Consider the following 21939-nt stretch of genomic DNA (forward strand, 5'->3'; position numbering starts at 1 on the left):
CATTTTATACAAATTCAGCATTGATGAATCTGCAAAGCGTTTTTTAATGTGTTCTAGTGCTTTAAAAATGTAGCATGTTTTTTACTCTTTAACCTGGGCCCAAGTTATAAAGCTATGAACATGCTTTTATAGGTAGTTCATCACATTGGAGTACCACTTTTACCACAAAGTTGGGTTTTTAATTGATTTGCAAAGCTAATAAACTTTTCTTTAATGGTGCGCTTAATCTTTATTTCTACTGAGCCCATAATAGCCTTTCCTTCAATATGGATGGTCGGCCCTTGATGCTTGTTAAGTGCCACTGTTTTATTTTCAACACTACTAATAATGCTAAACATTTTTGATACTACATTGACGTGTTCTGGTACGTATATTTCATCACTGCCAAAAATACAGTTAACATGAATCGTCACCTCTTGGTGGGTAAAAATAGCATCAGTAAAATCAAGTACTACCGAGCCCATAAAGTTAGTCAGGTAAATATTTTTAGGCACAACCCATTGGCCACTTCTTTCATTGGAGCCTAAAATACTGCGTAATGTAAAGTCACTCTGGCTAGATTGTTGAGCGCTATAATTGGGTGAAAATTGCGAATGCTTTTGGGCATTATATTGCTGATCAGTATTAAGGGTTAAATCCTCAACTAAGCTAACAAGGGTTTCATTATTACTTGTAGCCATTGCCTCATCTAAACGTCTTTCAAATGCTTCTACAGAAATAACTCCATGGCTGTAATTATAAATTAGTTGATCAATCACTTCTTCGCGCACTTGCTCTTGCGGGCGGTCTGTTATTTTTACGCTCATTAGGGTATTCCTTTTATTTTACTATTGTCACTATATAAGCAAAGCATATACCAAAAATATTATTGTTATTAATCAGTTTGTTATGTTTTTAGCCTATTTGTGATTTTGTTATATTAACGATCCATTAACCAAAATGGTAATTATCTAGTTATTTTCACTACTGAGAACTTTTTACCGATAAGTCGGTAAAAAAGTGGTGTGTACAAAGTGAAGTTATTTTATATTTAACCTTAAGCTTATGATTTTGCTTGTTTATTAAAGTTGGCCTAAAGCTGGCATTAGTTAAAGTGTCTTTAATCAAAAGGAGAAAGATTATGAAAACATTTAACAAATCTATCATTGCGGCGTTAGTTTTAGGTACTACGGCTATGGGTGCTCAAGCGAGCAGCTGGGAAAATGAAAGTAAAGATGCTTGGATTGATGGTAAGGCTGAAACAGTGCTTCTTATGAACACTAACCTCAATAACTTTGACATCAACACTGATGTAAAAAATGGCAAAGTTATACTAACAGGTAAAGTTAATAGCGAACTCGACAAAGAGTTAGCAGAAGAGCTTGTACTGAGTTTAGATGGCGTAACCGATGTTGATAACCAGCTTACTGTTGTGAAAAACATGAACAGTAAAAGCCATGACAACATGAAAGATGATGATGGTAGCGGCTTAACCGACGCTAAAATTACCACAGTCATCACAACGCGTTATTTATTTAACTCAGAAGTCGGTGGTACAAACATTGATGTAGATACTGACAACGGTATAGTTACTCTTACCGGTACAGTGAACTCAGATGCTGAAAAACAGCTTGCAGTAAAAATTGCTAAAAATGCTGAAGATGTTCGCGACGTAGTAGATAAACTAACGATAGTTGCAAAGTAACATAGTATTTATAAAACCCAGCTCTGCTGGGTTTTTTCTTATAATTTTTTGTTTGTAAATAAGGAGAGTATTTATGGATATTATACGTATTATTTTTTCAATCTTACTGCCACCACTGGGAGTATTTTTACAGGTGGGTTTAGGCTTACATTTTTGGATAAATATTTTACTTACGTTGTTTGGTTACTTCCCTGGAGTAATACATGCAATCTACATTATCGCAAAAAAATAATTCATTTCTGTTTGTCGCGTAATATAGGCTGTAAGTTGCTTGTTTAAAGCTCAATTTTTAAATTACGCGATATACAGCCTTCCATTTCATTTTTACTTAGCTGCCAGTATTAACCCTAAATTCTGCAAATTTTAATATTACACCCATAAAAAGATTACTATTTAAGCAGTTAGACCATTGATTGTTAAAATAAAGACTTTTGCTAGTGACAAGCCCCTAAAAACTTTTTATACTGCACCCCGCTTTAGTCGCTATGTGGCTAAACGCTTCTTAAAAAATTAACTGTTTACAGTTATACAAAAAGTTGGCCCCTTAGCTCAGTTGGTTAGAGCACACGACTCATAATCGTTAGGTCCCCAGTTCGAGTCTGGGAGGGGCCACCAATTTTAAATATACCCACTAAAAATCATTCCAATCATTAACTAATGAATAGCTCTATGTTGTGTTAATTACACTTTAAGTATATTTGTGGCTGTCTCATTATAAAATAATAAATAGAATTGTTTTACGACAATAAAAAATCCCTAATTAGGGATTTTTTACAGAGTACTTATTAACGCTTTTAAGCTAATACCTATATTATTAATAACATGATCATTCTGGCTTATTAAATAGCTAATTAATCCCGTTAGAAATAACCTGTAGGTCACTATATAAAATGACCTTGGTTAGTGATTAAGCTATTTTTTGCTGCTAGAACTGTTCACTAATTTAATGAAACGGCTAAAATAAATTAATTTTTGCGGTAGATCTCATGTTCAATATCGTAAATATTAACGCTTAAGCTGTCTGATGCTCTGCAATAGGTTTTTAAACACTCAAGTAGTTGCTCACTTAACATTTGTTTTTGCTCAATAGAACGCCCTGCCAAAATGTGTACCGCGATATGTATAAACCCCGACCTGCCTGCGCCCAGTAGATATTGCTGATAGGAAATAGCGCGTGTTTTTATGGTTTCTAAATCAAATAGATTACTTTGGAAAGCGGCGTTGTGAATTTTTTCTACAAGTACTTGTGGTAATACAGGGAGGTCTTCTGAGTGTTCAATAATAATGTGCGGCATTTAGGCGTTCCTATTATGAGTTACTACATGTGTGAACCTTATTATACCAAATACCAAGTTACTCGCTAACCCCTGGGCGAGTGAATTTTATAGCTAAAAAAAATTAAATCATGACACTGTAGCAATCAGGTAATCGTAATGAACAATTATGTTGCTCAGGGTAAATACTTTGCATCTATTCGCTTAATATCTATTTGCGGAGATTTATAAGAGGTATAAATTAACCAACCAGCGGTAGCAATATAAGTTAAGCCAGATGTTCTGCTAAATGAACGCTCAGGTAGGCGTATTATGTCGTGATGACTCGCTGAGGCAAAGTCATAGTAACTTAAGCGATAGTCGCCCTGCGCTACATTAAAGTAATACACGCGTGACAGTGCTTGTGTTTCGCCTTCTTGGTAGTACCAGGATGTATGGTTAGATAAATTAATAGACGCAACGAGGAGTTGCGCATTTTCGCTACCAGGGGGCTTGATCCAGAGTTGCTTGGCGTCGGGGTTGGCAAATATAAGCGCACCTTGCTTATCTTCATAGGCATATAAGGTGGATTGTTTAATCACTTGTCCTAGGTTGTTTCCTTTTAAATCAAAACGAAATACATGCTCACCATCTGATACTAATACGTTGGTGCTATCATGCGACCAACTGGGTTTACCATGGCTACTAAAATTGGTTGTTAATGCGGTACTGGTTTGCGAGTTAAAATCATAAACGTAAAAGGCATGCTCGCCTCTTTTTGCTACTACAAACGCAATGTAGCGTCCGCTTGGAGACCAAATAGGGCTGTAAATATTCGTTTTTAACTGAGTTAATTGCTTGCGAGCGGTACCATCTTTATTTGCTACCCAAAGCTCTTTAGATCCAGATTCATTCGATATAAATGCTAACTTACCGCTGCGTTCATTATAATCAGGAAAGCGAGTATTAAAGTGCGTAGATAAAATGGGGAAGGGTGAACTTGCCACTGCGTTATTAGTTGCTACTCGCATTAATGCTGAATCAGTATTCCACTGATGAAAGTATAGGCTCCCATCTTGTGCATACTCAGGGTAGCTTAAGCCGTCTACGTGGGCGTTTGTTAGTGTTTTAGTGGTGAAATTATAAAAATAGCCTTGTCGTTTACCTTTTTTAATCCCTGAAAACACCAGTAAATCTTTTTTAGGGTGCCAATCAACACCTTTAATTTCAACAAACCCAGATGTTAACTGTTGGGCACTGCCGGTATTAATATCGACTAAAAATAGCTCTTCAAACCCGGATGGTAGATTACGCGATACAACGAGTTGCTTGCCATCGGGTGAATACACCACAGACTCATCATAAAACTGGCAATTATTAGGGCAAGGCACTTGTGTGATTGCATGCGGGCTTGAGTGTAAATCGACTAAATTAAGCTGAGTTTGATTTACTTGGCTATTTTTATTGCCGCTAATAAATACTAATTGGCTATCTGTAGCGTTGATATCTAAATCGGTACTGAGGCGATTACCACATTCACCAAGGGTTACTTTTTTTGCGTTTGCGAGCGTATATTTTATAATTTTACAACTGCTGCCTGCGCCGCGTTGATAATAAAATAGCTGCTCACGGTCATGACTAAAAACGGCGCGCCCTTCTATAAAAGGGGTGTCTGTTAAGGCAACGGCAGCTTGTTCTGGCATATATAGATCGCGTAAGTATAAGTTAGCTTTGAAACCTGGGCGGCGCCAAGAATAAACTAAAAAATGATTATCGTTCGATATGGCAGGAAATAACTCACGGCCAGGGCTTGTTGTAATAGTTTCTATATGTTCATAAAGGCGGATATCTGCTACGTGTTGCTTGCTCGTTGGTGGCATTTTTAAAGAGTATAAATAGCTGCCACAGATAATAATGATTAATAAAACACTGAGGATAAAAGGGTAAAGGTACTTTGTTTTAGGTGTATTGTTATTTTTTTGAGCAGATTCATCAGCTGTAGTAAAGCGAGGAGGTTGTGCTAGGCGATAACCTGTTTTACGCAATGTTTCTATATAGGTATTACTAGGGTCGAGCTCTTTAAATGCTTTTCGTAAGTGCCAAATAGCATTAGTCAGGGCTTTTTCGCCCACAAATTGATTACCATCCCACACGTTATCAATTAATTCTTCGCGAGTAACGGCGTGTGGATAGCATTCGGTTAGAAAACAAAGTAGTTCAATAAATTTAGGTTGTAAAATACATTCATTGTCAGCATGGTTTAGCTTATTTTCAAATGGAGAAACGTGGCAGTTTCCTACTGAAAATGGCGACTTAGTTTTCATAAATAATGCATTCACACCTTAATATATTTACAGTTTGAAAAAGTAACTACAGATACAGCTAAAAGCAAAGTTGCACGATGAGTTGTGCGTTTGTTAATTAACAGCTGTTTAACAATAAACACTTAAGTGAATGATTGTAAATGAGTAGATGTTAAATAGATATAAAATAGGGATATAAACGAGATACCTTTCATTGTGTTTTCATTCACGATTGCATACAAACTATTACTTATAAAATAATTAGTTAAGACGTTATCGATAACGCCGTAAAAAGCCTACCCAAAATAGATAATGCCTTAACTTGCATAACAACAAATAGTAAGGGAATTGTGTGAGTAATATAGCAACTAAAAAGTGCACATTAGCATTAGCGATTACCGCTTGTTTATCAGGCCAAGCATTTGCAAATGACGCAGAAATTGAGCGTCAATCTATCGCTAAAAAAACGGATGTAGTAATTCAAGAAGAGCCAGAAAAAATTACCGTAACCGGCTCTCGTTTAAAGCGCGATAGTTTTTCAGTGACAACTCCCTTGGTAACCATGGACCGCTCTGCAATACAAGATACTGGATTAGGCAATTTATCTGATGTGTTGGTCGATAATATGCCTGCGCTTAGCCAAAGTATTGGTAATACGACTAGTCAGTCAAGTATATCTGGCACGGGCCTTTCAACGGTGCAATTACGTTCATTAGGGGCTAATCGTACACTGACCTTGATAGATGGCCGTCGTGTGGTATCAAATAGTTACGGTGGTAACTATGTTAGCCTTAATACTATTCCCAGCGGTATGGTTGAGCGAGTAGAGATTATTAGTGGTGGGGCGTCAGCTACTTATGGTGCCGATGCGGTGGCTGGAGTAGTAAATATTATTACTCAGTCTAAAAAAGAAGGTTTTGAATTTCAAGCACGTGGCGGCGAAACCACCAGTGGTGGCGGTAAAGAGTTTACGCTAGATGTAAACTACGGTACTTCGTTTGGTAACGACCGTGGTTATGTTTATGTTAGCACTAACTGGGATCGTGATTTTGGGATGAGCTTTTACGACCGAGACCGTGCACAAGTAGAGGCTGCGCACCGTTATAACGATGACCTAATGTGTAACCAAATGCTGACTGCAGATGGTTATCAATGCATGAGTGGCATAACCCAGGCAGATTGGAAAAGTAAAAGTGATGGCACCCTAGGTGGCGTATTTTTAGAAAGCAGCCGTAACGATACTCAGTTTTGGTACGACGGCCAAACACTTCGTGATGACTGGAAAGGTAACGAAGAAATTTACGGCATTAACTCACAGCAATACGTGATGCTAGATGTACCGAGCGATAACTTATCAACGGCGGTAAAAATTGATTTTGATATTACCGACGATATTACAAGTTACTTTCAGTTGCAATATAGTAAAAGTGGCTCGTTTAACAGTAAGTCGCCTGAAGATGAATACGAAAATGCATCAGTACCGCGTTACGATCCGGTAACCGGCGACCCAATTGCAGATATTGCACCGGGTTATATACCGATAGATAACCCGTATGTACCGCAAGAAATTATCGATAGTAACCCATACAAAGATCGCATTTATTGGGACCGCCGTTTTGGTGAAGTAGGTAACATTAGCACAGATAATGATCGTACCACGGTTCGTACTTGGGCTGGATTACAAGGTACCATGTTTAATGGCGATTGGGACTGGGATGTATCTGCAGGGTATGGTCAATTTAAACAACATCAAATACGCAGTAATGAGTTAAACACAGTGCGTGTTAATCAGGCGCTGCAAGCTGAAAGACTTCCCGATGGTACTATTCAATGTAAAGATGCAGATGCTCGCGCCGAAGGTTGTGTTGCACTTAACTTATTTGGTGAAGGGTCTATTACTCCAGCAATGGCTGATTGGATCCGTACTAATCCAGTGATCGATACTAAAATTCAGCAGTACACGGTAATGGGTTATATCACTGGTGATTTATTTGAAATGCCGGCAGGGAGTGTGTCTGCAGTATTTGGTGGTGAATACCGTAAAGATTCACAAAGCCTAGATACTAGCGATGATATGAAAGCCGGCGGTATTACCTTTAACGTAGTACCTTCGTTTCAAGGTGAAGTAGAAGTGTATGAAGCGTTTGCTGAGCTGGCAATACCTTTATTAAAAGATGCGCCACTGGCTAAAAGTTTATCTGCTGAAACCTCGTTGCGCTTAGCTAATTACAGTATGGAAAATATTAGTACCGTAGCTAGCTATAAGTTAGGTTTGTTATGGCAGCCAATTGAAGGCTATATGGTGCGTGCTAACTATGCACGAGCACAACGTGCACCTACAATTACTGAGCTGATGTCACCACCTCGCGGCGATTTTGATTCGTACGATGATATTTGTGATGGATTAACGGCTACATCTACTAAGCCGGGACATGCTAATTGTCGTTTAGAGCCTACGTTAGCGCAAAAGTTAGCAGATGATCCTAACTTTGAGTTTGAAAGTGAAGATAATAACTACTCGCCAAATACGGGTAACCCAAACTTAAAAGAAGAAACAGCAGATACTTACACCTTTGGTGTGACCTTATCACCGGAGTATTTTGGTGGTTTTAATCTAGCTATTGATTACTACGATATTGCTATTGTTGATGCAATTGACGAAATTAGTAACGAAAATATTATGCGTGAATGTTATGCCTCTGACGCAGCGTGGGGCGATAGCAACGAATACTGTAATGATATTACCCGTAACGAAGAGGGGAATATTATAAAAGTACTACAAAGAGAGTATAACTTAGATGAGTTAACTGCTCGTGGGTACGACGTAGTAGCCACTTATAAGTTTGATATTGGTAGTTACGGTAGCATTAAGTTAAAAGCCGATTACAACCATGTAATTGAAAATTCACAAACATATGAAGGTCTTGATGGCAACGCTGTAACTACTCAATATGCAGGATACGGCAGCACTAAAGATAAAGCTGCTATGTCAATCATATGGAGTATGGATGAGTTACGCGTACGTTGGCGCACCAATTACTTAGGCTCGTTTAAAGCAAGCCAAGAAGATGAAAACGATTATATTGAATACACGGCTGCAAACGATGAACGCTGTGCTGCGGGTGAAACAAGTTGCGTAGTTAACCCAGAGTCACTTGCGTACCAAGACTACGGCTCATACTTAAAACACAGTTTATCGGCGTCATATACTATGGCATTAACACCTAAAAGTGATTTACGTGTTTTTGGTGGTGTAAATAACGTATTTGACGATAAAGGCGCATTTTATCCAAGTGGCCGTGGTAATTACTACAGTGGTTACGGCGGTGGTGCAGGGCGTTATATTTATTTAGGTGCGCAATACAGCTTTTAAATTAACTTGAGTTCAGGTAATGGTTTTTAGGTAAGTAATTTTAAAATAAGTAGTTAACTTAAATAAAGTTACCAAGGCATGCCCATAATGGGCATGCCTTTTTATTTTTAGGGTAGGATTAATTAATAAGGAGCTTTATTTTTTATAACATGTGTTTTGTAGCTGTAAATACGTTTAGTATAGAAAAACAAACCGTATCCCTCTTTTAGTATGTTGGAGAACACGATGAAGTATTTAAAAGTCAGCTTTTTACTCGCGGGTATGCTTACCTTAACAGCGTGCTCAGATGATGTTGCCTCTGTAAGCCTTGGACTATTTACCACCAAGGATGTAATTGTAAATTCGCAACAAGACCCTTTAGTTACAGGGGTAACGTGCCATATTAGCCATATTGAAGCTAATTTAGATTTTTCAGACCCTTCTGATATGTCAATTTCGTGTCGGCAAACTGGGGTTATTACCGCAGAGCAATTGCAGCAGATTGATCGGAGTAAATCTGGGGAAGTGGTATTTAAATCATCTAAAAGTATTTTATTTAAATCATTAAAAGTGCGTCGTATTTACGATGCTAAAGCACATACCTTATTGTATTTGTCGTACTCGACTAAAGAGTCTACGGGGAGTCATCATCATGCGTTATCTACTGTACCATTATACAATACACAAGCATGGCAATGGGCGCTTGGGCAAGAGCGAGAGTAAGCTATGTTAGCGTTATTTAAGTCTAAACCATTACTGGCTGAGCAAGAGCAGCAATGGTTAATTGATACCTTTATATGGGCGGTTGAAAACTTTGATGTTGAGTTTTTTACTCAGCATACGCAAATCACTTTGCCCACGGTTGAGTTCTTTCCCGACTCGGTATCAAGTGTTGAAGAAATGGCCAGTAATGTGTTTAACCGTGTAAGCCGTTATGCGGGTATGGCAGCGTGGCCTATTCAACTAGTTGCACCGCAGCAGCTCACTCCACAGGTTTTTCCACAGTTTAAATTTAGCCAACAACTACGCGGTGAAGGCGCTAAATTAATTGTACCGCCTAGCCAGGCTATTAATATTTCGTTTAATCCAAACCAAGTAAACCAGCCACAAGACTTAGTTGCCAGTTTTGCTGGAACATTGGCGACTATTTTAATTCATCATGTGGGCGTATTACCACCGGGCGGAAAAGACTACTTAGCACAAGCTGCTGATGCACTGGCATGCTTTTTAGGCTTTGGGGTAATGATGAGCAACACGGTATATCAGTTTAAGGGCGGCTGTGGCTCGTGCTATAACCCTTATGCAAATCGGGAGGCGTCGTTGAGCGAAACCCACACGGTATTTATGCATGCGTTAGTGAGTTACTTTAAAAATGATAAACGCTCTAAGCAGCATTTAAAGCCGCATTTGCGCGGCCAATTTAAAAAAGCGCAAAAAGAAATTAAAGCATTAGTAAATAACTCAGCTAATCCGCTGTTATTAGCGTATATGCCAAACTAAGCAGAGATATTGTGTGAATTACTTAGACGAATTTTTACTGATTGCCGTAGCGCACTTTTTTGCAGTAGCAAGCCCTGGGCCCGATTTTTCAGTGGTATTAAAGCAAAGTGTACAGCAAGGTAGGCGCAATGCACTTTGGACTAGTGCAGGTGTTGGTGCGGCTATTTTATTACACGTAGCTTATTGTGTGTTAGGTGTGGCACTTATTTTAACGCAGTCGCCCAAGGTGTTTATGGGGCTTAAATATTTGGCCGGTGCCTATTTAGCTTATTTGGGAGTGCAAGCACTGCGAGCAGCCAAACCGGGGGCAAATCTAACTGATGATATTGCCAACAAAACGGTGCCAGCCGAGCCTGTTTGGTTTGCCTTTCGGCGCGGTTTTTTAACCAATGCATTAAACCCCAAAGCCACCTTGTTTTTTATGTCATTATTTACTCTAGTCATAAGCCCAACCACCCCTACAATAGTGCAAGTAGGTTATGGCGTTTATATGGCGCTGGCTACCTGGGCGTGGTTTTCAATGTTATCAATAGTGCTTTGTAAAACCAAGGTACGTAGTTTTTTCCAGCGCAGTGGTTATTGGTTTGACCGTTGCATTGGCGTTATTTTAATAGCTTTGGCTATTCGTGTTGTAATTTAAAACTAAGTTACATTATTTAATTTTAGGAGTAGGTATGTCGCTTTATAATTTTTCGTTTGGTTCTAACATGTCGTCTCATCGCTTGCTGGCGCGCCTACCTAATGCTAAGCGTATTGGTACTGCAGTATTACAAGGCTATGAGCTAACCTTTGATATGTATTTTAAAGATGGCTCAGGTAAATGCAGTATCAGCCCAAGTGATGCAGAAGATGCGTTAGTTTATGGAGTTGTTTATCAGATAAGTGACGCCGAAAAAGTCATTTTAGATGGTATAGAAGGTGCAGGTTACGACTGCGTAAATATAACCGTAAAGCTTTTAAGCGGCGAAGACGTTAACGCTCATTGCTATATTGCCAATACCCACGATAGTGAAGCGCTACCCTACGACTGGTACATTAAACACGTTCATCGCGGCGCACTTGAAGCCGGCGTTCCAAAAGCATACAGTGATGCAATATTAAACCGCGCGCAAAAAAGCGACAGCAACCTAGAACGTGCTGAAATTGAATTTGCAGTACATCAAAAATAATCATAATAAAAAAGGATAACAATGAAGTTAATTAAGTTTGCCACAATTGCTTTATTAGCAGGGGCTACGTTTAGTACCTGGGCACAAGTAGATACCAATAAAATAGAGCAGGTAATTAAAACCTCCATGGCACGTTTTGATGTGCCAGGAATGGCAGTTGCTATTGTTGAAAACGACAAAGTGATATTTGCTAAAGGTTTTGGTGTAACCCATATAAACACCGGTAATAAGGTTAATAAAGACACCTTGTTTGGCATTGCATCTAACACCAAAGCATTTACCAGTGCGGCGCTGGCTAAGTTGGTTGATGAAGGTAAGTTGAGCTGGGACGATAAAGTAATTGATCACCTGCCAGAATTTCAACTATATGACGCATACGTAACCCGCGAAATGCGTATTCGCGACCTGCTAAGCCATCGCAGTGGGCTGGGGCTTGGTCAAGGCGACTTAATGATTTGGCCAAGTACCGATAAGTCGGTTGATGATATTTTAGCAGGCTTAAAATACTTAAAGCCAGCCAGCAGCTTTCGTAGCCAATATGCGTATAACAACTTAATGTTTGTTACTGCAGGGGAAGTGGTAGCACGCGTATCTGGGATGAGTTGGAACGATTACATCGAAAAAAATATGTTACAGCCGCTAAATATGACTCACTCGCGAGCGGGATTCTCGCGCATTCCAAGTAGCAATAAAAACTGGGCAACGGGGCATATTCCGATGGATAACCAACTCCATCCATTTTTTGTTAACTACCTAGAGGATTTTAGAGGCGCTGGGGCAATAGCCTCAAGTGCCAGCGATATGAGTCAATGGCTACGTACGCAACTTGCTGGTGGCACAATGCCAAATGGCGAGCAGTTATTTAGCGAAAAACAACAAGCGCAAATGTGGCATCCACATATAACGGCTATGGCGTCTAAAAGCGCGTTTGAGGCGTATCATCAGCAATTTAGAGGTTACGGGCTAGGCTGGAGTATTGAAGATTACCACGGCTTTAAAAAGCTTGGTCACGGTGGCGGTATTTTAGGCATGGTGTCGCAGGTTACATTACTACCTGAAAAAAAACTCGGTATTGTTATTTTAAGTAACCAGCAAGCATTTGGTGCGCTAGCGGCAGTAACCCACGAAGTGCTTGAAGATGCGCTTGAGCTTGAAGATAAAGATTGGGTTGAAGACTTAGCAAAAAAGCATTTTGAAAGTAAAGAGAAAGCATACGCTAATGCAAAGCCTGCAGCGCCAGCTGATTATCAACCGCAACTACCTAATATTAATTACACAGGTACGCTACACGATAATTGGTACGGCGATGTAATTATTGAGCAGCTTGATGGAAAATTACATATTGATTTTACGCATACCAAGGGCTTAAAAGGCTCACTTGAGCATTACACAGGCAATACTTTTATTGTTAAGTGGGATGAAAAACTACTTGAGGCTGATGCGTTTATTAACTTTAATATGAATACCGAAAACAGAGTGAGCAGCGCTAAAATGCGTGCAGTATCAACGCAAATAACCGACTTTAGTTTTGACTTTAGAAATTTAAAATTAACAGCAAAATAACTGTTTTTGCTATCCCTAATTTGCTATATCTAGTGTAAAGGGTATACACCAAAGTCGCAAAGCCACCTATGGGTGGCTTTGTTATATTATGTTTAATGATACAGTTAGGAGCTTTTATGCGTACCGCAATTATTTCTCATCCTCATTGTCGTAAACATAAAATGATTGATGACCACCCAGAGTGCCCAGAGCGCTTAGATGCCATTAACGATCGCTTACTAGCAAGTGGGTTAGATATTGCTATTGAGCAAAAACAAGCGCCCAAAGCGCAACGAGAGCATTACTTACTTGCGCATGACGAATCATTAGTTAGCTTTGTTGAAAGTAAAATACCTACCCAAGGGCTTGTCGATTTAGACGGTGATACTTGGTTATGTCCCGATTCATTAAAAGCAATTGAGCGTGCAGTAGGAGCAGGTATTTTAGCGGTAGATGAAATACTAGAGGGCAACCTTGATGCTGCATTTTGCTCAGTGCGCCCGCCAGGGCATCATGCAAATCGCACTACCTCAGCCGGTTTTTGTGTATTTAACAACCTTGCTATTGCGGTTAAGTATGCACAAAGCAAAGGGGTTAAGCGCATTGCTATTGTTGATTTTGACGTACATCATGGCAATGGCACTCAAGATATATTTATAGATGATAAAAACGTCTTGTTTTGCTCTTTATTTCAGCATCCATTTTACCCCAATACAGTGGTTGAAAATAACACCACGTTAGTTAATTCACCTTTGCCAATTGCCAGCGACGGTAACGATTTAAAAGCGGTATTTGAGCAGCAGTGGCTGCCTAAACTAAATGCTTTTAAGCCTGATATGTTATTTATTAGCGCAGGATTTGATGCCCACCTTGAAGATGATATGGCCAGTTTAAAGTTTGTAGAAGAAGATTACCGCTGGCTAACCGAGCAATTAGCCCGCTTTAGCGAGCAGCATAATTGCCGCGGTATAGTGTCGTATTTAGAAGGGGGGTATGCGCTTTCTGCATTGGGTCGCAGTGCAATTGCACATGTTAAAGCGTTAGTCGATTATGAGTAACGCAAATGCTTGCTCAGGTGTTAGCTGCTTAATTTTACTTAGGCAACACTGACCTTCTTTTAGCAAATAATCCTTCACTAAATTCGCTAATTCAATGGCACTAATAGCTGTTTTTGGCTCGCCACTTAATGTTGTATAACTATACTTACTATCTAAAATAATAACTCTGCTTTTATGCAGCTCATCCATCGCATATATAAAATCATCTACTTCATCAGGCTGCTCAGCTAACTCAATTTCATTGTTATAAATAATAATTTTTGGATACGACATGCTTATTTATTGTCCTACATCAAGGGGAGATATTTGCTTTAAAAACCCTGTGAGCAATATGTTTTTTAGTTACAGCTGTTAGTTAAAACAGCTGCTGTATGATGTTTTTATCAAAAACTAGCCTACAGTTACTTCGTAAGAGGTGAATTTTCGAATGTTAATAACGCCTTTTTCAAAAATTAAATACTGACCTTTAATACCTTGTAAAACACCACTTACTACTGGGTCTTTATCAAAGTTAAACGAGCTGATTTTGGTTGGGTATTCGCTTACCGGAAAGTTTAAATCAACTACGTCTTCATCTAGCTGTTCAATAGCTGTTGCGCCAAATAGCTCGCTTAGCTCATTTAGCTTTGCGCTAATTTGTGGAATAAGCTCAGCGGCTGCAGCCTTTAAATCTAGCGCTTCGTTTTGGCCTTTTAGCATATTGCGCCAATTAGTTTTATCAGCAATAAATTCAGCCAATGCCACTTCTACTAAGCCCGATTGCAATCGTGTTTGCACTTTAAAAATAGGCAGTGCTTGGGTAGCGCCTTGATCAACCCAACGTGTTGGTATTTGCGTGTGGCGAGTAATACCCACTTTTAGTCCTGAGGTATTAGCGAGGTAGACGTAATGCGGAATCATGCAATTTTCTTCTCCCCATTCTGGCTCGCGGCAAGTACCTTGATCGTAATGGCAGGTTTCTGGCTTCATAATACACATATCGCAACTAGCAAGTTTGCGCATGCATACAAAGCAATGGCCTTGAGAATAGCTTTTTTTGGTTTTTTTACCGCAGCTAGAGCATAAAATTGTGCCGCTAAAAGTAAGCGTTAGCTCTTTGCCTATAAATGCATTTAAGTCGACTAAGTGTTCACCCACAGGTAAGTGATATTGTACCGGCTCGGTTAAGCTCGATTTTAATTTACGCAATGTGCCTTGCATCTTTACTTGGCCCCTAAAGATGTTAAAAAGGGGAGTCTAACATTTTTAAATTATATTGGCTGTTTAAGTACAGTAAATAATCGTCATACGCGAGTGGTTTGGCGTAAAGGTATCCTTGTGCGTGATCGGCGTTCATACCTTTAAGTAAGTCGTGAACCTCTTGCGTTTCTACTCCTTCAATAGTGATTGATAAACCTAGGTTATGCGCCATATCTATCGCTGTTTGCACAATAACCTGATGAGTATGATTATTGGGTAAATCAAGCACGAACGATTTATCTATTTTTAATTCACTAAAGTGAAAGTTAACTAGATAACTAAGTGACGCGTAGCCTGTACCAAAGTCATCAAGTACCACTTTAACTCCCAAGGTGTTCAATTGCTCTACTAATTTAATGAGCGCCTCCTGGCTCTCTACAAAGGCTGATTCTGTCAGTTCAAATTTAAGTAGATGCGCAGGAACCTGGTACTTAATTAAAATATTTTCTACTTTTTCGGCTAAATTATTGATGGTTAAATTTTTAGCGCTTAAATTTACACTAACAGTATGCCCAGGGTGCCCATTTTGGGTGAACCTAATAATATCTTGGCAAGCTTGCTCAATAATCCACAAAGTAAGCTCGTTAATAATACCTGTATGCTCAGCCAAAATTATTAATTTCTCAATTGAAATGCTTTTAAAGGCCGGATCGGGCCAACGCAATAGCGCCTCGGCGCCGTTTACTTTATTTGTACTAAAGTTAAGTTGCGCTTGATAATATAACGCCAGCTTATTGGTTTTAATTGCTTGTTGCAGCTTAGCTGCCAAAGTCACATCCATCACTTGTTGTTTATCATGCACCGATGAGCTTACTTTATTAATGCTGTCTTTGGCATTTTTAAGTGCTAAATAGCCATGTTGTAACCAGTAGTCAAAGTCGTCATTTTCATTTAAGTAACTAAAACCAGTAGAGTAGTTAAGCTGTAAATTGAGGCCTTTTATTTCGTACTGTTTTGGTAATCCAGCAAGTACTTTGGTTAACCGCTCTTCAAGCATAACTTGGCTTTGGGTTTTGGTAGAAATAAAGGCAAACACACCGCTGCCCAAGTCGGAAAATTGTGTAATGGCGCTGAGGTCGTTATCAAGGTCGATAAACTCACGCTCATAACTCAGTTGCAATGCCAACTTATCGGCGACATGCCTGATTAGCGTGTAGCCTTGTGCTGGGGTAATAATAGTATTGAGCGAGTTGAAGTGGCGTATTTTGACTAAACATAAAATAGCGCGACGCTGCTGCGTTTGTAGCATCATAAAGGCTTGCTTTAATTTGGCACTGTTGAGGAGTTTGGTTTGCTGTGTGTGGGTAGCATGATATAAAGCGCGCTCTCTTTGGTAGCGAACTCTATCGGCAAGTGCCATCGCCATCAGTACTATTTCACATAGTATAGCGACTAAAAAAGCATGGCGAGTGGTAAAACTGTAGGAAATTACGCCGGTTAACTCTAAAGGTTGAATAGCAGCACCAAGTATTAATGGCACCCAAGAGAGTACGTAATACTTTGCCCATCTAAAACCGCTACGCAATTTATTATAAATTAAGATAATACACACAATATACAGCGCGGCCATTATTACAAAAAAGATGGGTGCGGCTATATTTTCTGGTATAAATAAACTACTTACTGCAAGTATAAACATCAACGAAAGTAGTATTACACTTAATTTATAGCGCCAGCAGTTATCCTTATGGTAGCGTAAAAATAGTGTACAAAAGGCCAGGGTGAAAAAAGCGATAGCGTAATTGGCAAACACAACTCTTTCATGAATAAACAATTGCCAAGGGGTTGGCCATAAATAAAAGCCAAACCCTAATACTGCTCCCATTAGCACTATGGCGCTAATAATATAGCCAATGTAAACTAAGTACACGCGGTCTTTAATACCAAAATAGAGTACTAAGTTATACAGCGCAGCCATTATTAATACTCCAACAAATATGCCCCAAATACCAGTTTGCGAGCGTACTAGGTCAACAAACTCTTTATTGCGGTATAAATTAACCGGCGTTTTACTTATACCGCCAGTATCTATTTTAATGACTAAGTGCTGGGTTGCTTGCCCCTCTAAGGTAAAGCGAATATGGGGTACACTGTATTGAAATAACGAGAGATCTTGCTCTTTGTCACCCAAGTTATATGTATGTAGTAACTGTTTTTTATCATTCAGTTGATAAATAGTTAGGTGATCAACCATAGGGTTGTCAAAGTGGGCAACAATGTCTTCACTTTTTAGGTTTTTATTTTTTAAATCAATAAGTAACCAATAATTTTGTGCAGTAAAACTCCATGGTATTTTAGAAAAAGGCTGAGCAATTATGCGCTCTGGTTGAGCCATTAGTTCGTCAAAGGTGAGTTGTTTACTGCTATCAATGTAATAAGCATAATTTAAATAGATAGGGGCAATTTTATCTATTGTGTAACGGGCAGGTGTTATCAGGTTTGATACCAAGGTATTAATTATAAAAAATATTAATATAAGTATTGCTGCGGCTAGCGCATGATAACGTAACGTTTTAAATTCCAAATTATGCTGTGCTTTTTTTGATCCTTTCAAATAGTGTAGCACTAAAAAAGCGCAGACAAGCTGCGCTTTTGATGTTTACATTTAATAGTAATATTAACCAATAGGTTATATTTAACTATTTTGCTCTCTCGCAATAGCACGGTATGCAATATCAGTACGATATTCCATGCCATCCCAGCTGAGTTGCTTTATTAGCTCGTAAGCGCGTTGCTGCGCTTCGGTTACGGTATAACCCAGTGCGGTGGCACATAATACACGCCCGCCTGCGGTTACTACGTCATTACCGTTTTGTTTAGTACCAGCATGAAATACTTTTTCGCCAGCAGGGTAGTCAACCTGTAAACCCGATATAACATCGCCTTTAGGGTAATCACTAGGATAGCCTTTAGCGGCCAGTACTACACCCACGGCTGCACGTGGATCAAACTCAATGGTGGTTTTATCTAGTTCAACACGATTAGCTGCTTCAATTAACTCGACTAAATCTGATTGCAAACGTAGCATCATAGGTTGAGTTTCAGGGTCGCCAAAACGACAGTTATACTCAATTACTTTTGGCGTGCCATCGGTATCTATCATTAAGCCAGCGTATAAAAAGCCTGTGTACGGGTGCCCTTCGCTCGCCATGCCCTCTACCGTTGGGTAAATCACTTCGTTCATAATACGCTGATGAATTTCATCGGTAACCACTGGCGCAGGTGAATAAGCCCCCATACCGCCAGTGTTAGGGCCAGCATCGCCATTGTAAGCGCGTTTATGATCTTGGCTTGTGGCAAACGGTAATACGTTTTTGCCATCTACCATCACAATGAAAGACGCTTCTTCACCTTCTAAAAACTCTTCGATAACTACGCGGCTACCAGCATCACCAAAAGCATTACCCGCAAGCATGTCACGAATAGCATCTTCAGCCTCGGCTTCGGTCATGGCGACAATTACGCCTTTACCTGCGGCTAAACCATCTGCTTTGATTACAATTGGTGCGCCTTTTTCTTTTAAATAAGCAAGGGCAGGGGCAACCTGTTCAAAGGTTTGGTAATCGCCACTAGGGATATTGTGACGCGCTAAAAAGTCTTTAGTAAACGACTTTGAGCCTTCAAGCTGAGCTGCGCCAGCTGTTGGGCCAAATATAGCTAGGCCGTGTTCACGAAACTTATCAACCACACCTAACACAAGCGGGATCTCTGGGCCTACAATAGTAAGCTCAACATTATTTTGTTGTGCAAACTGTAGTAAACCGTCTAAGTCGTCAACATTTATTGCAACGTTCTCAAGTTTTGACTCAAGTGCTGTGCCCGCATTACCTGGTGCTACAAATACGGTGTTTACTTTGGTGTTTTGAGCGGCTTTAAACGCAAGAGCGTGTTCGCGGCCGCCGCTGCCAATGACTAAAACATTCATGGCGAAAAATTCCTATTTAAAGCGGTTTTTTAAATTTCAGCGTCATGCGGTCACTTTCACCAATGGCTTTATATTTATCGGCATCTTGCTCGCCTAAACGTAAGCTTGGTGGTAGCGTCCATACCCCTTTAGGGTGATCGGCTGTATCTTTTGGGTTAGCATTTATTTCACTACTAGCAACTAATTCAAACCCAGCTTGTTTAGCTATTTCAATTACGTAGCTTTGCTTCATGTAACCACTGCTTTTTTGATCGTCATCGGCGCGTGCTTCAGGCAATCTATGCTCTACTACACCTAAGGTGCCACCTGGTTTGAGTGCGGTATAAAAAGATTTAAACGCACTAAGCGCGCCGTCTTTATTTTTACCCATATACCAGTTATGCACATTTCTAAAGGTAAGTACCATATCGGCACTATTTGCAGGGGCAAGTTCGGTGTGAGTAACAGGAGCAAACTCAGTTACTATTACCTTACTAAAGCGTGGGTCTTGCGTTACTTTTTGTTCAAACTCAGAGCGAGAACGCTGATAAAAGCCAGTCGCATTTTTTGGAAAATGCGCGGCGTAAAATTTGCCATTATCTTTGAGTACAGGCGCTAAAATTTCGCTGTACCAACCACCACCGGGCGATATTTCTACCACGCTCATATTTGGCTTTAAGCCAAAAAATGCCAGCGTTTGTGCTGGGTGACGAAACTCGTCACGCTCACTGTTTTTAGTAGCGCGTTGCTCATCATTAAGTGCATTAGCAATTAATGAGTTTTCACTGTGGTTATGAGCCAAGCTTGCTGCAGAGCTAAGCGCAATAGTGGCGACAAGTATAGATTTTAAAGCAAATTTCATCATTTTATTCTTCACTGTTAGTTTAATGAACAATCAGAATACGTTAATTGATTGCAAACAAACAGAGCTAAACTCAAACTTCAGTGTTTAGCTCTATAAGTGATTAGTGGCGGAAGTGGCGCATACCAGTAAGTACCATTGCCATTCCAGCTTCGTCTGCTGCGGCAATCACTTCTGCATCACGCATTGAGCCGCCTGGCTGAATAACTGCCGTTATGCCAGCGGCTGCGGCTGCGTCAATACCATCACGAAATGGGAAGAATGCATCCGATGCCATAACTGAACCTTTAACTTCAAGGTTTTCATCTGCTGCTTTAATACCGGCAATTTTAGCCGAGTAAACACGGCTCATTTGGCCTGCGCCAACACCGATTGTCATACCGTCACGGGCATATACAATGGCGTTAGATTTAACAAATTTAGCTACTTTCCAGCAAAATAATAAGTCTTTAAGCTCTTGCTCAGTAGGTTGACGCTTAGATACAACTTTTAAATCGCCTTGCGTTACCATGCCTAAGTCGCGGTCTTGCACTAAAATACCGCCATTAACGCGTTTAATGTCTTGACCTGCGGCTTTACCTGTCCACTGTCCACATACTAATAAACGTACGTTTTGTTTAGCCGAAACAATTTTTGCTGCCGCATCAGATACGCTAGGAGCAATAATTACTTCCACAAATTGACGTTCAACAATCGCTTCTGCGGTTGCTGCATCTAACTCTTGGTTAAAGGCAATAATGCCACCAAATGCAGATGTAGGATCGGTTTTAAAAGCACGTTCGTATGCTTCAAGAATATTGCTACCGATAGACACGCCACATGGGTTTGCATGTTTTACGATTACACAGGCTGGTACGTCAAACTCTTTAACACATTCAAGCGCTGCATCAGTATCAGCAATGTTGTTGAAAGATAACGCTTTACCTTGCAGCTGAGTTGCTGTTGCTACTGAAGCTTCAACAATGTCGTTTTCAACATAAAAAGCGGCATCTTGATGCGAGTTTTCGCCGTAGCGCATATCTTGCTTTTTAGTGAACTGCATATTAATAGTGCGTGGGAATTTAGTGTCTTCGGCGGCTTCCTCTGTGTAATCAGGAACCATTTTACCGAAGTAATTAGCAATCATGCCATCGTACTGAGCGGTGTGCTCGTAGGCCGCTATAGCAAGGTCAAAACGGGTTTTATAGGTAGTAGAACCTTTGTTGCTTTGCATTTCGCTGATCACGCGGTCGTAGTCGCTGGCATTTACCACAATAGTAACGTCTTTATGGTTTTTAGCCGCTGCGCGAACCATAGTCGGGCCGCCAATATCTATGTTTTCAATAGCATCTTCAAGGCTGCAGTTTTCTTGAGCGACAGTATTCGCAAAGGGGTATAAGTTAACTACAACAATGTCGATAGCAGAAATGTTGTTATCTGCCATTACGCTTTCATCTTGTCCGCGACGCGCTAAAATGCCGCCGTGAATTTTTGGATGAAGTGTTTTTACACGGCCATCCATGATTTCTGGGTGACCTGTGTGATCTGATACTTCAGTGACTTTTATGCCGTTATCAGCAAGTAGTTTACAGGTACCGCCAGTTGACAAAATATCAACACCTTGCGCTTCTAATGCGCGGGCAAATTCAACTATACCGGTTTTATCAGACACACTTAATAGTGCGCGACGAATGGGACGATGTGTATCCATTGTAGTTTGATTTCCTCAGTTTATGAGCTAGCTTAGAAGCGGGCATTTTAACTGATAACAACTCAAAAAACGACTTATTAAGGGTGAGCATTTTGCAATTAGCACTTGTAGCAATAATGCAGCTCCTTATGGATTAACCAAGGTAAAACCTTATGTTATGCATTTTTTACTAGCATAATTGAGTGCGTAACCTAAATTTGGCTTAAAAGGCAACGCTAATCTACATGAATAATACTAACGCTTAGTGATGCCAACCAATTAAAAACATGCGTATTCTAGCTTATTAAATAACTTATTCAGTGCGTTGAAAATAGCTGCTTGAGATAGGTTTACTAGCTGGAGAACAGGTTAAATAGCAGGCATAAAAAAAGCACCCTAAGGTG

Annotated in this window: 18 protein-coding genes and 1 tRNA gene; 10 read left to right on the plus strand and 9 right to left on the minus strand. The window is 39.9% G+C overall.

Features of this window, described 5'->3' with window-relative positions:
* Window positions 1-140 precede the first annotated feature (140 nt).
* On the minus strand, window positions 141-806 hold the full coding sequence (locus tag PTRA_RS01605; protein ID WP_058372435.1) for a LiaF domain-containing protein: 666 nt from the start codon (window positions 804-806) through the stop codon (window positions 141-143).
* 314 nt (window positions 807-1120) lie between these two features.
* On the opposite strand from PTRA_RS01605, the gene PTRA_RS01610 reads away from it, so the two are divergent.
* From PTRA_RS01610 to PTRA_RS01615, 3 genes are all read left to right on the plus strand, one after another.
* On the plus strand, window positions 1121-1684 hold the full coding sequence (locus PTRA_RS01610; RefSeq protein WP_058372436.1) for a BON domain-containing protein: 564 nt from the start codon (window positions 1121-1123) through the stop codon (window positions 1682-1684).
* Between the two features lie 73 nt (window positions 1685-1757).
* Window positions 1758-1916 carry a YqaE/Pmp3 family membrane protein gene (locus tag PTRA_RS18805; protein ID WP_011327039.1) on the plus strand — a complete coding sequence of 53 codons (159 nt, stop codon included), beginning with the start codon at window positions 1758-1760 and terminating at the stop codon, window positions 1914-1916.
* Window positions 1917-2222: 306 nt separating this feature from the next.
* Window positions 2223-2299: transfer RNA gene (locus PTRA_RS01615), tRNA-Ile, on the plus strand.
* Window positions 2300-2649: 350 nt separating this feature from the next.
* Here PTRA_RS01615 and PTRA_RS01620 read toward each other — a convergent pair.
* Together PTRA_RS01620 and PTRA_RS01625 are read right to left on the minus strand one after the other, a co-directional pair.
* A complete protein-coding gene (locus tag PTRA_RS01620; RefSeq protein WP_058372437.1) occupies window positions 2650-2979 on the minus strand; it encodes a 5-carboxymethyl-2-hydroxymuconate Delta-isomerase in 330 nt (109 codons plus the stop codon).
* Between the two features lie 155 nt (window positions 2980-3134).
* Window positions 3135-5261 (minus strand): winged helix-turn-helix domain-containing protein, encoded by a 2127-nt coding sequence (locus tag PTRA_RS01625; RefSeq protein WP_058372438.1) that lies wholly within the window; start codon window positions 5259-5261, stop codon window positions 3135-3137.
* 331 nt (window positions 5262-5592) lie between these two features.
* Here PTRA_RS01625 and PTRA_RS01630 point away from each other — a divergent pair, with 331 nt between their 5' ends.
* The 7 genes from PTRA_RS01630 (at window position 5593) to PTRA_RS01660 (ending at window position 13861) form a co-directional block, all read left to right on the plus strand.
* Window positions 5593-8613 carry a TonB-dependent receptor domain-containing protein gene (locus tag PTRA_RS01630; protein WP_058372439.1) on the plus strand — a complete coding sequence of 1007 codons (3021 nt, stop codon included), beginning with the start codon at window positions 5593-5595 and terminating at the stop codon, window positions 8611-8613.
* Window positions 8614-8838: 225 nt separating this feature from the next.
* Complete coding sequence (locus PTRA_RS01635; RefSeq protein WP_083497484.1) at window positions 8839-9315, plus strand: CreA family protein; 477 nt, start codon at window positions 8839-8841, stop codon at window positions 9313-9315.
* Window positions 9316-9318: 3 nt separating this feature from the next.
* Window positions 9319-10092, plus strand: coding sequence for a hypothetical protein (locus PTRA_RS01640; protein WP_058372440.1), 774 nt, complete (start codon window positions 9319-9321; stop codon window positions 10090-10092).
* Between the two features lie 13 nt (window positions 10093-10105).
* Window positions 10106-10732 (plus strand): LysE family translocator, encoded by a 627-nt coding sequence (locus PTRA_RS01645; protein ID WP_058372441.1) that lies wholly within the window; start codon window positions 10106-10108, stop codon window positions 10730-10732.
* Window positions 10733-10766: 34 nt separating this feature from the next.
* Entirely contained in the window at window positions 10767-11261 is a 495-nt protein-coding gene (locus tag PTRA_RS01650) for a gamma-glutamylcyclotransferase family protein (protein WP_011327047.1), read from the plus strand.
* Between the two features lie 21 nt (window positions 11262-11282).
* Window positions 11283-12824 carry a serine hydrolase gene (locus PTRA_RS01655; RefSeq protein ID WP_058372442.1) on the plus strand — a complete coding sequence of 514 codons (1542 nt, stop codon included), beginning with the start codon at window positions 11283-11285 and terminating at the stop codon, window positions 12822-12824.
* Window positions 12825-12940: 116 nt separating this feature from the next.
* A complete protein-coding gene (locus tag PTRA_RS01660) occupies window positions 12941-13861 on the plus strand; it encodes a histone deacetylase family protein (protein ID WP_058374487.1) in 921 nt (306 codons plus the stop codon).
* On the opposite strand, the gene PTRA_RS01665 is transcribed toward PTRA_RS01660, so the two are convergent.
* From PTRA_RS01665 to purH, 6 genes are all read right to left on the minus strand, one after another.
* Window positions 13844-14134: a DUF4144 family protein gene (locus PTRA_RS01665; RefSeq protein WP_208855513.1), complete on the minus strand. Its 291-nt coding sequence runs from the start codon at window positions 14132-14134 to the stop codon at window positions 13844-13846. The genes PTRA_RS01660 and PTRA_RS01665 overlap by 18 nt on opposite strands.
* Window positions 14135-14251: 117 nt before the next feature.
* On the minus strand, window positions 14252-15061 hold the full coding sequence (locus PTRA_RS01670) for a DUF2797 domain-containing protein (protein WP_011327052.1): 810 nt from the start codon (window positions 15059-15061) through the stop codon (window positions 14252-14254).
* Between the two features lie 22 nt (window positions 15062-15083).
* Window positions 15084-17624 carry an EAL domain-containing protein gene (locus tag PTRA_RS01675; protein ID WP_058374488.1) on the minus strand — a complete coding sequence of 847 codons (2541 nt, stop codon included), beginning with the start codon at window positions 17622-17624 and terminating at the stop codon, window positions 15084-15086.
* A 111-nt stretch (window positions 17625-17735) separates the two neighbouring features.
* Complete coding sequence (gene purD / locus PTRA_RS01680) at window positions 17736-19025, minus strand: phosphoribosylamine--glycine ligase (RefSeq protein WP_058372444.1); 1290 nt, start codon at window positions 19023-19025, stop codon at window positions 17736-17738.
* Between the two features lie 16 nt (window positions 19026-19041).
* Window positions 19042-19866, minus strand: coding sequence for a class I SAM-dependent methyltransferase (locus PTRA_RS01685; protein WP_058372445.1), 825 nt, complete (start codon window positions 19864-19866; stop codon window positions 19042-19044).
* 103 nt (window positions 19867-19969) lie between these two features.
* On the minus strand, window positions 19970-21556 hold the full coding sequence (gene purH / locus PTRA_RS01690) for a bifunctional phosphoribosylaminoimidazolecarboxamide formyltransferase/IMP cyclohydrolase (protein WP_058372446.1): 1587 nt from the start codon (window positions 21554-21556) through the stop codon (window positions 19970-19972).
* Window positions 21557-21939 lie beyond the last annotated feature (383 nt).

This window comes from Pseudoalteromonas translucida KMM 520, from assembly GCF_001465295.1.
Lineage (GTDB): Bacteria > Pseudomonadota > Gammaproteobacteria > Enterobacterales > Alteromonadaceae > Pseudoalteromonas > Pseudoalteromonas translucida.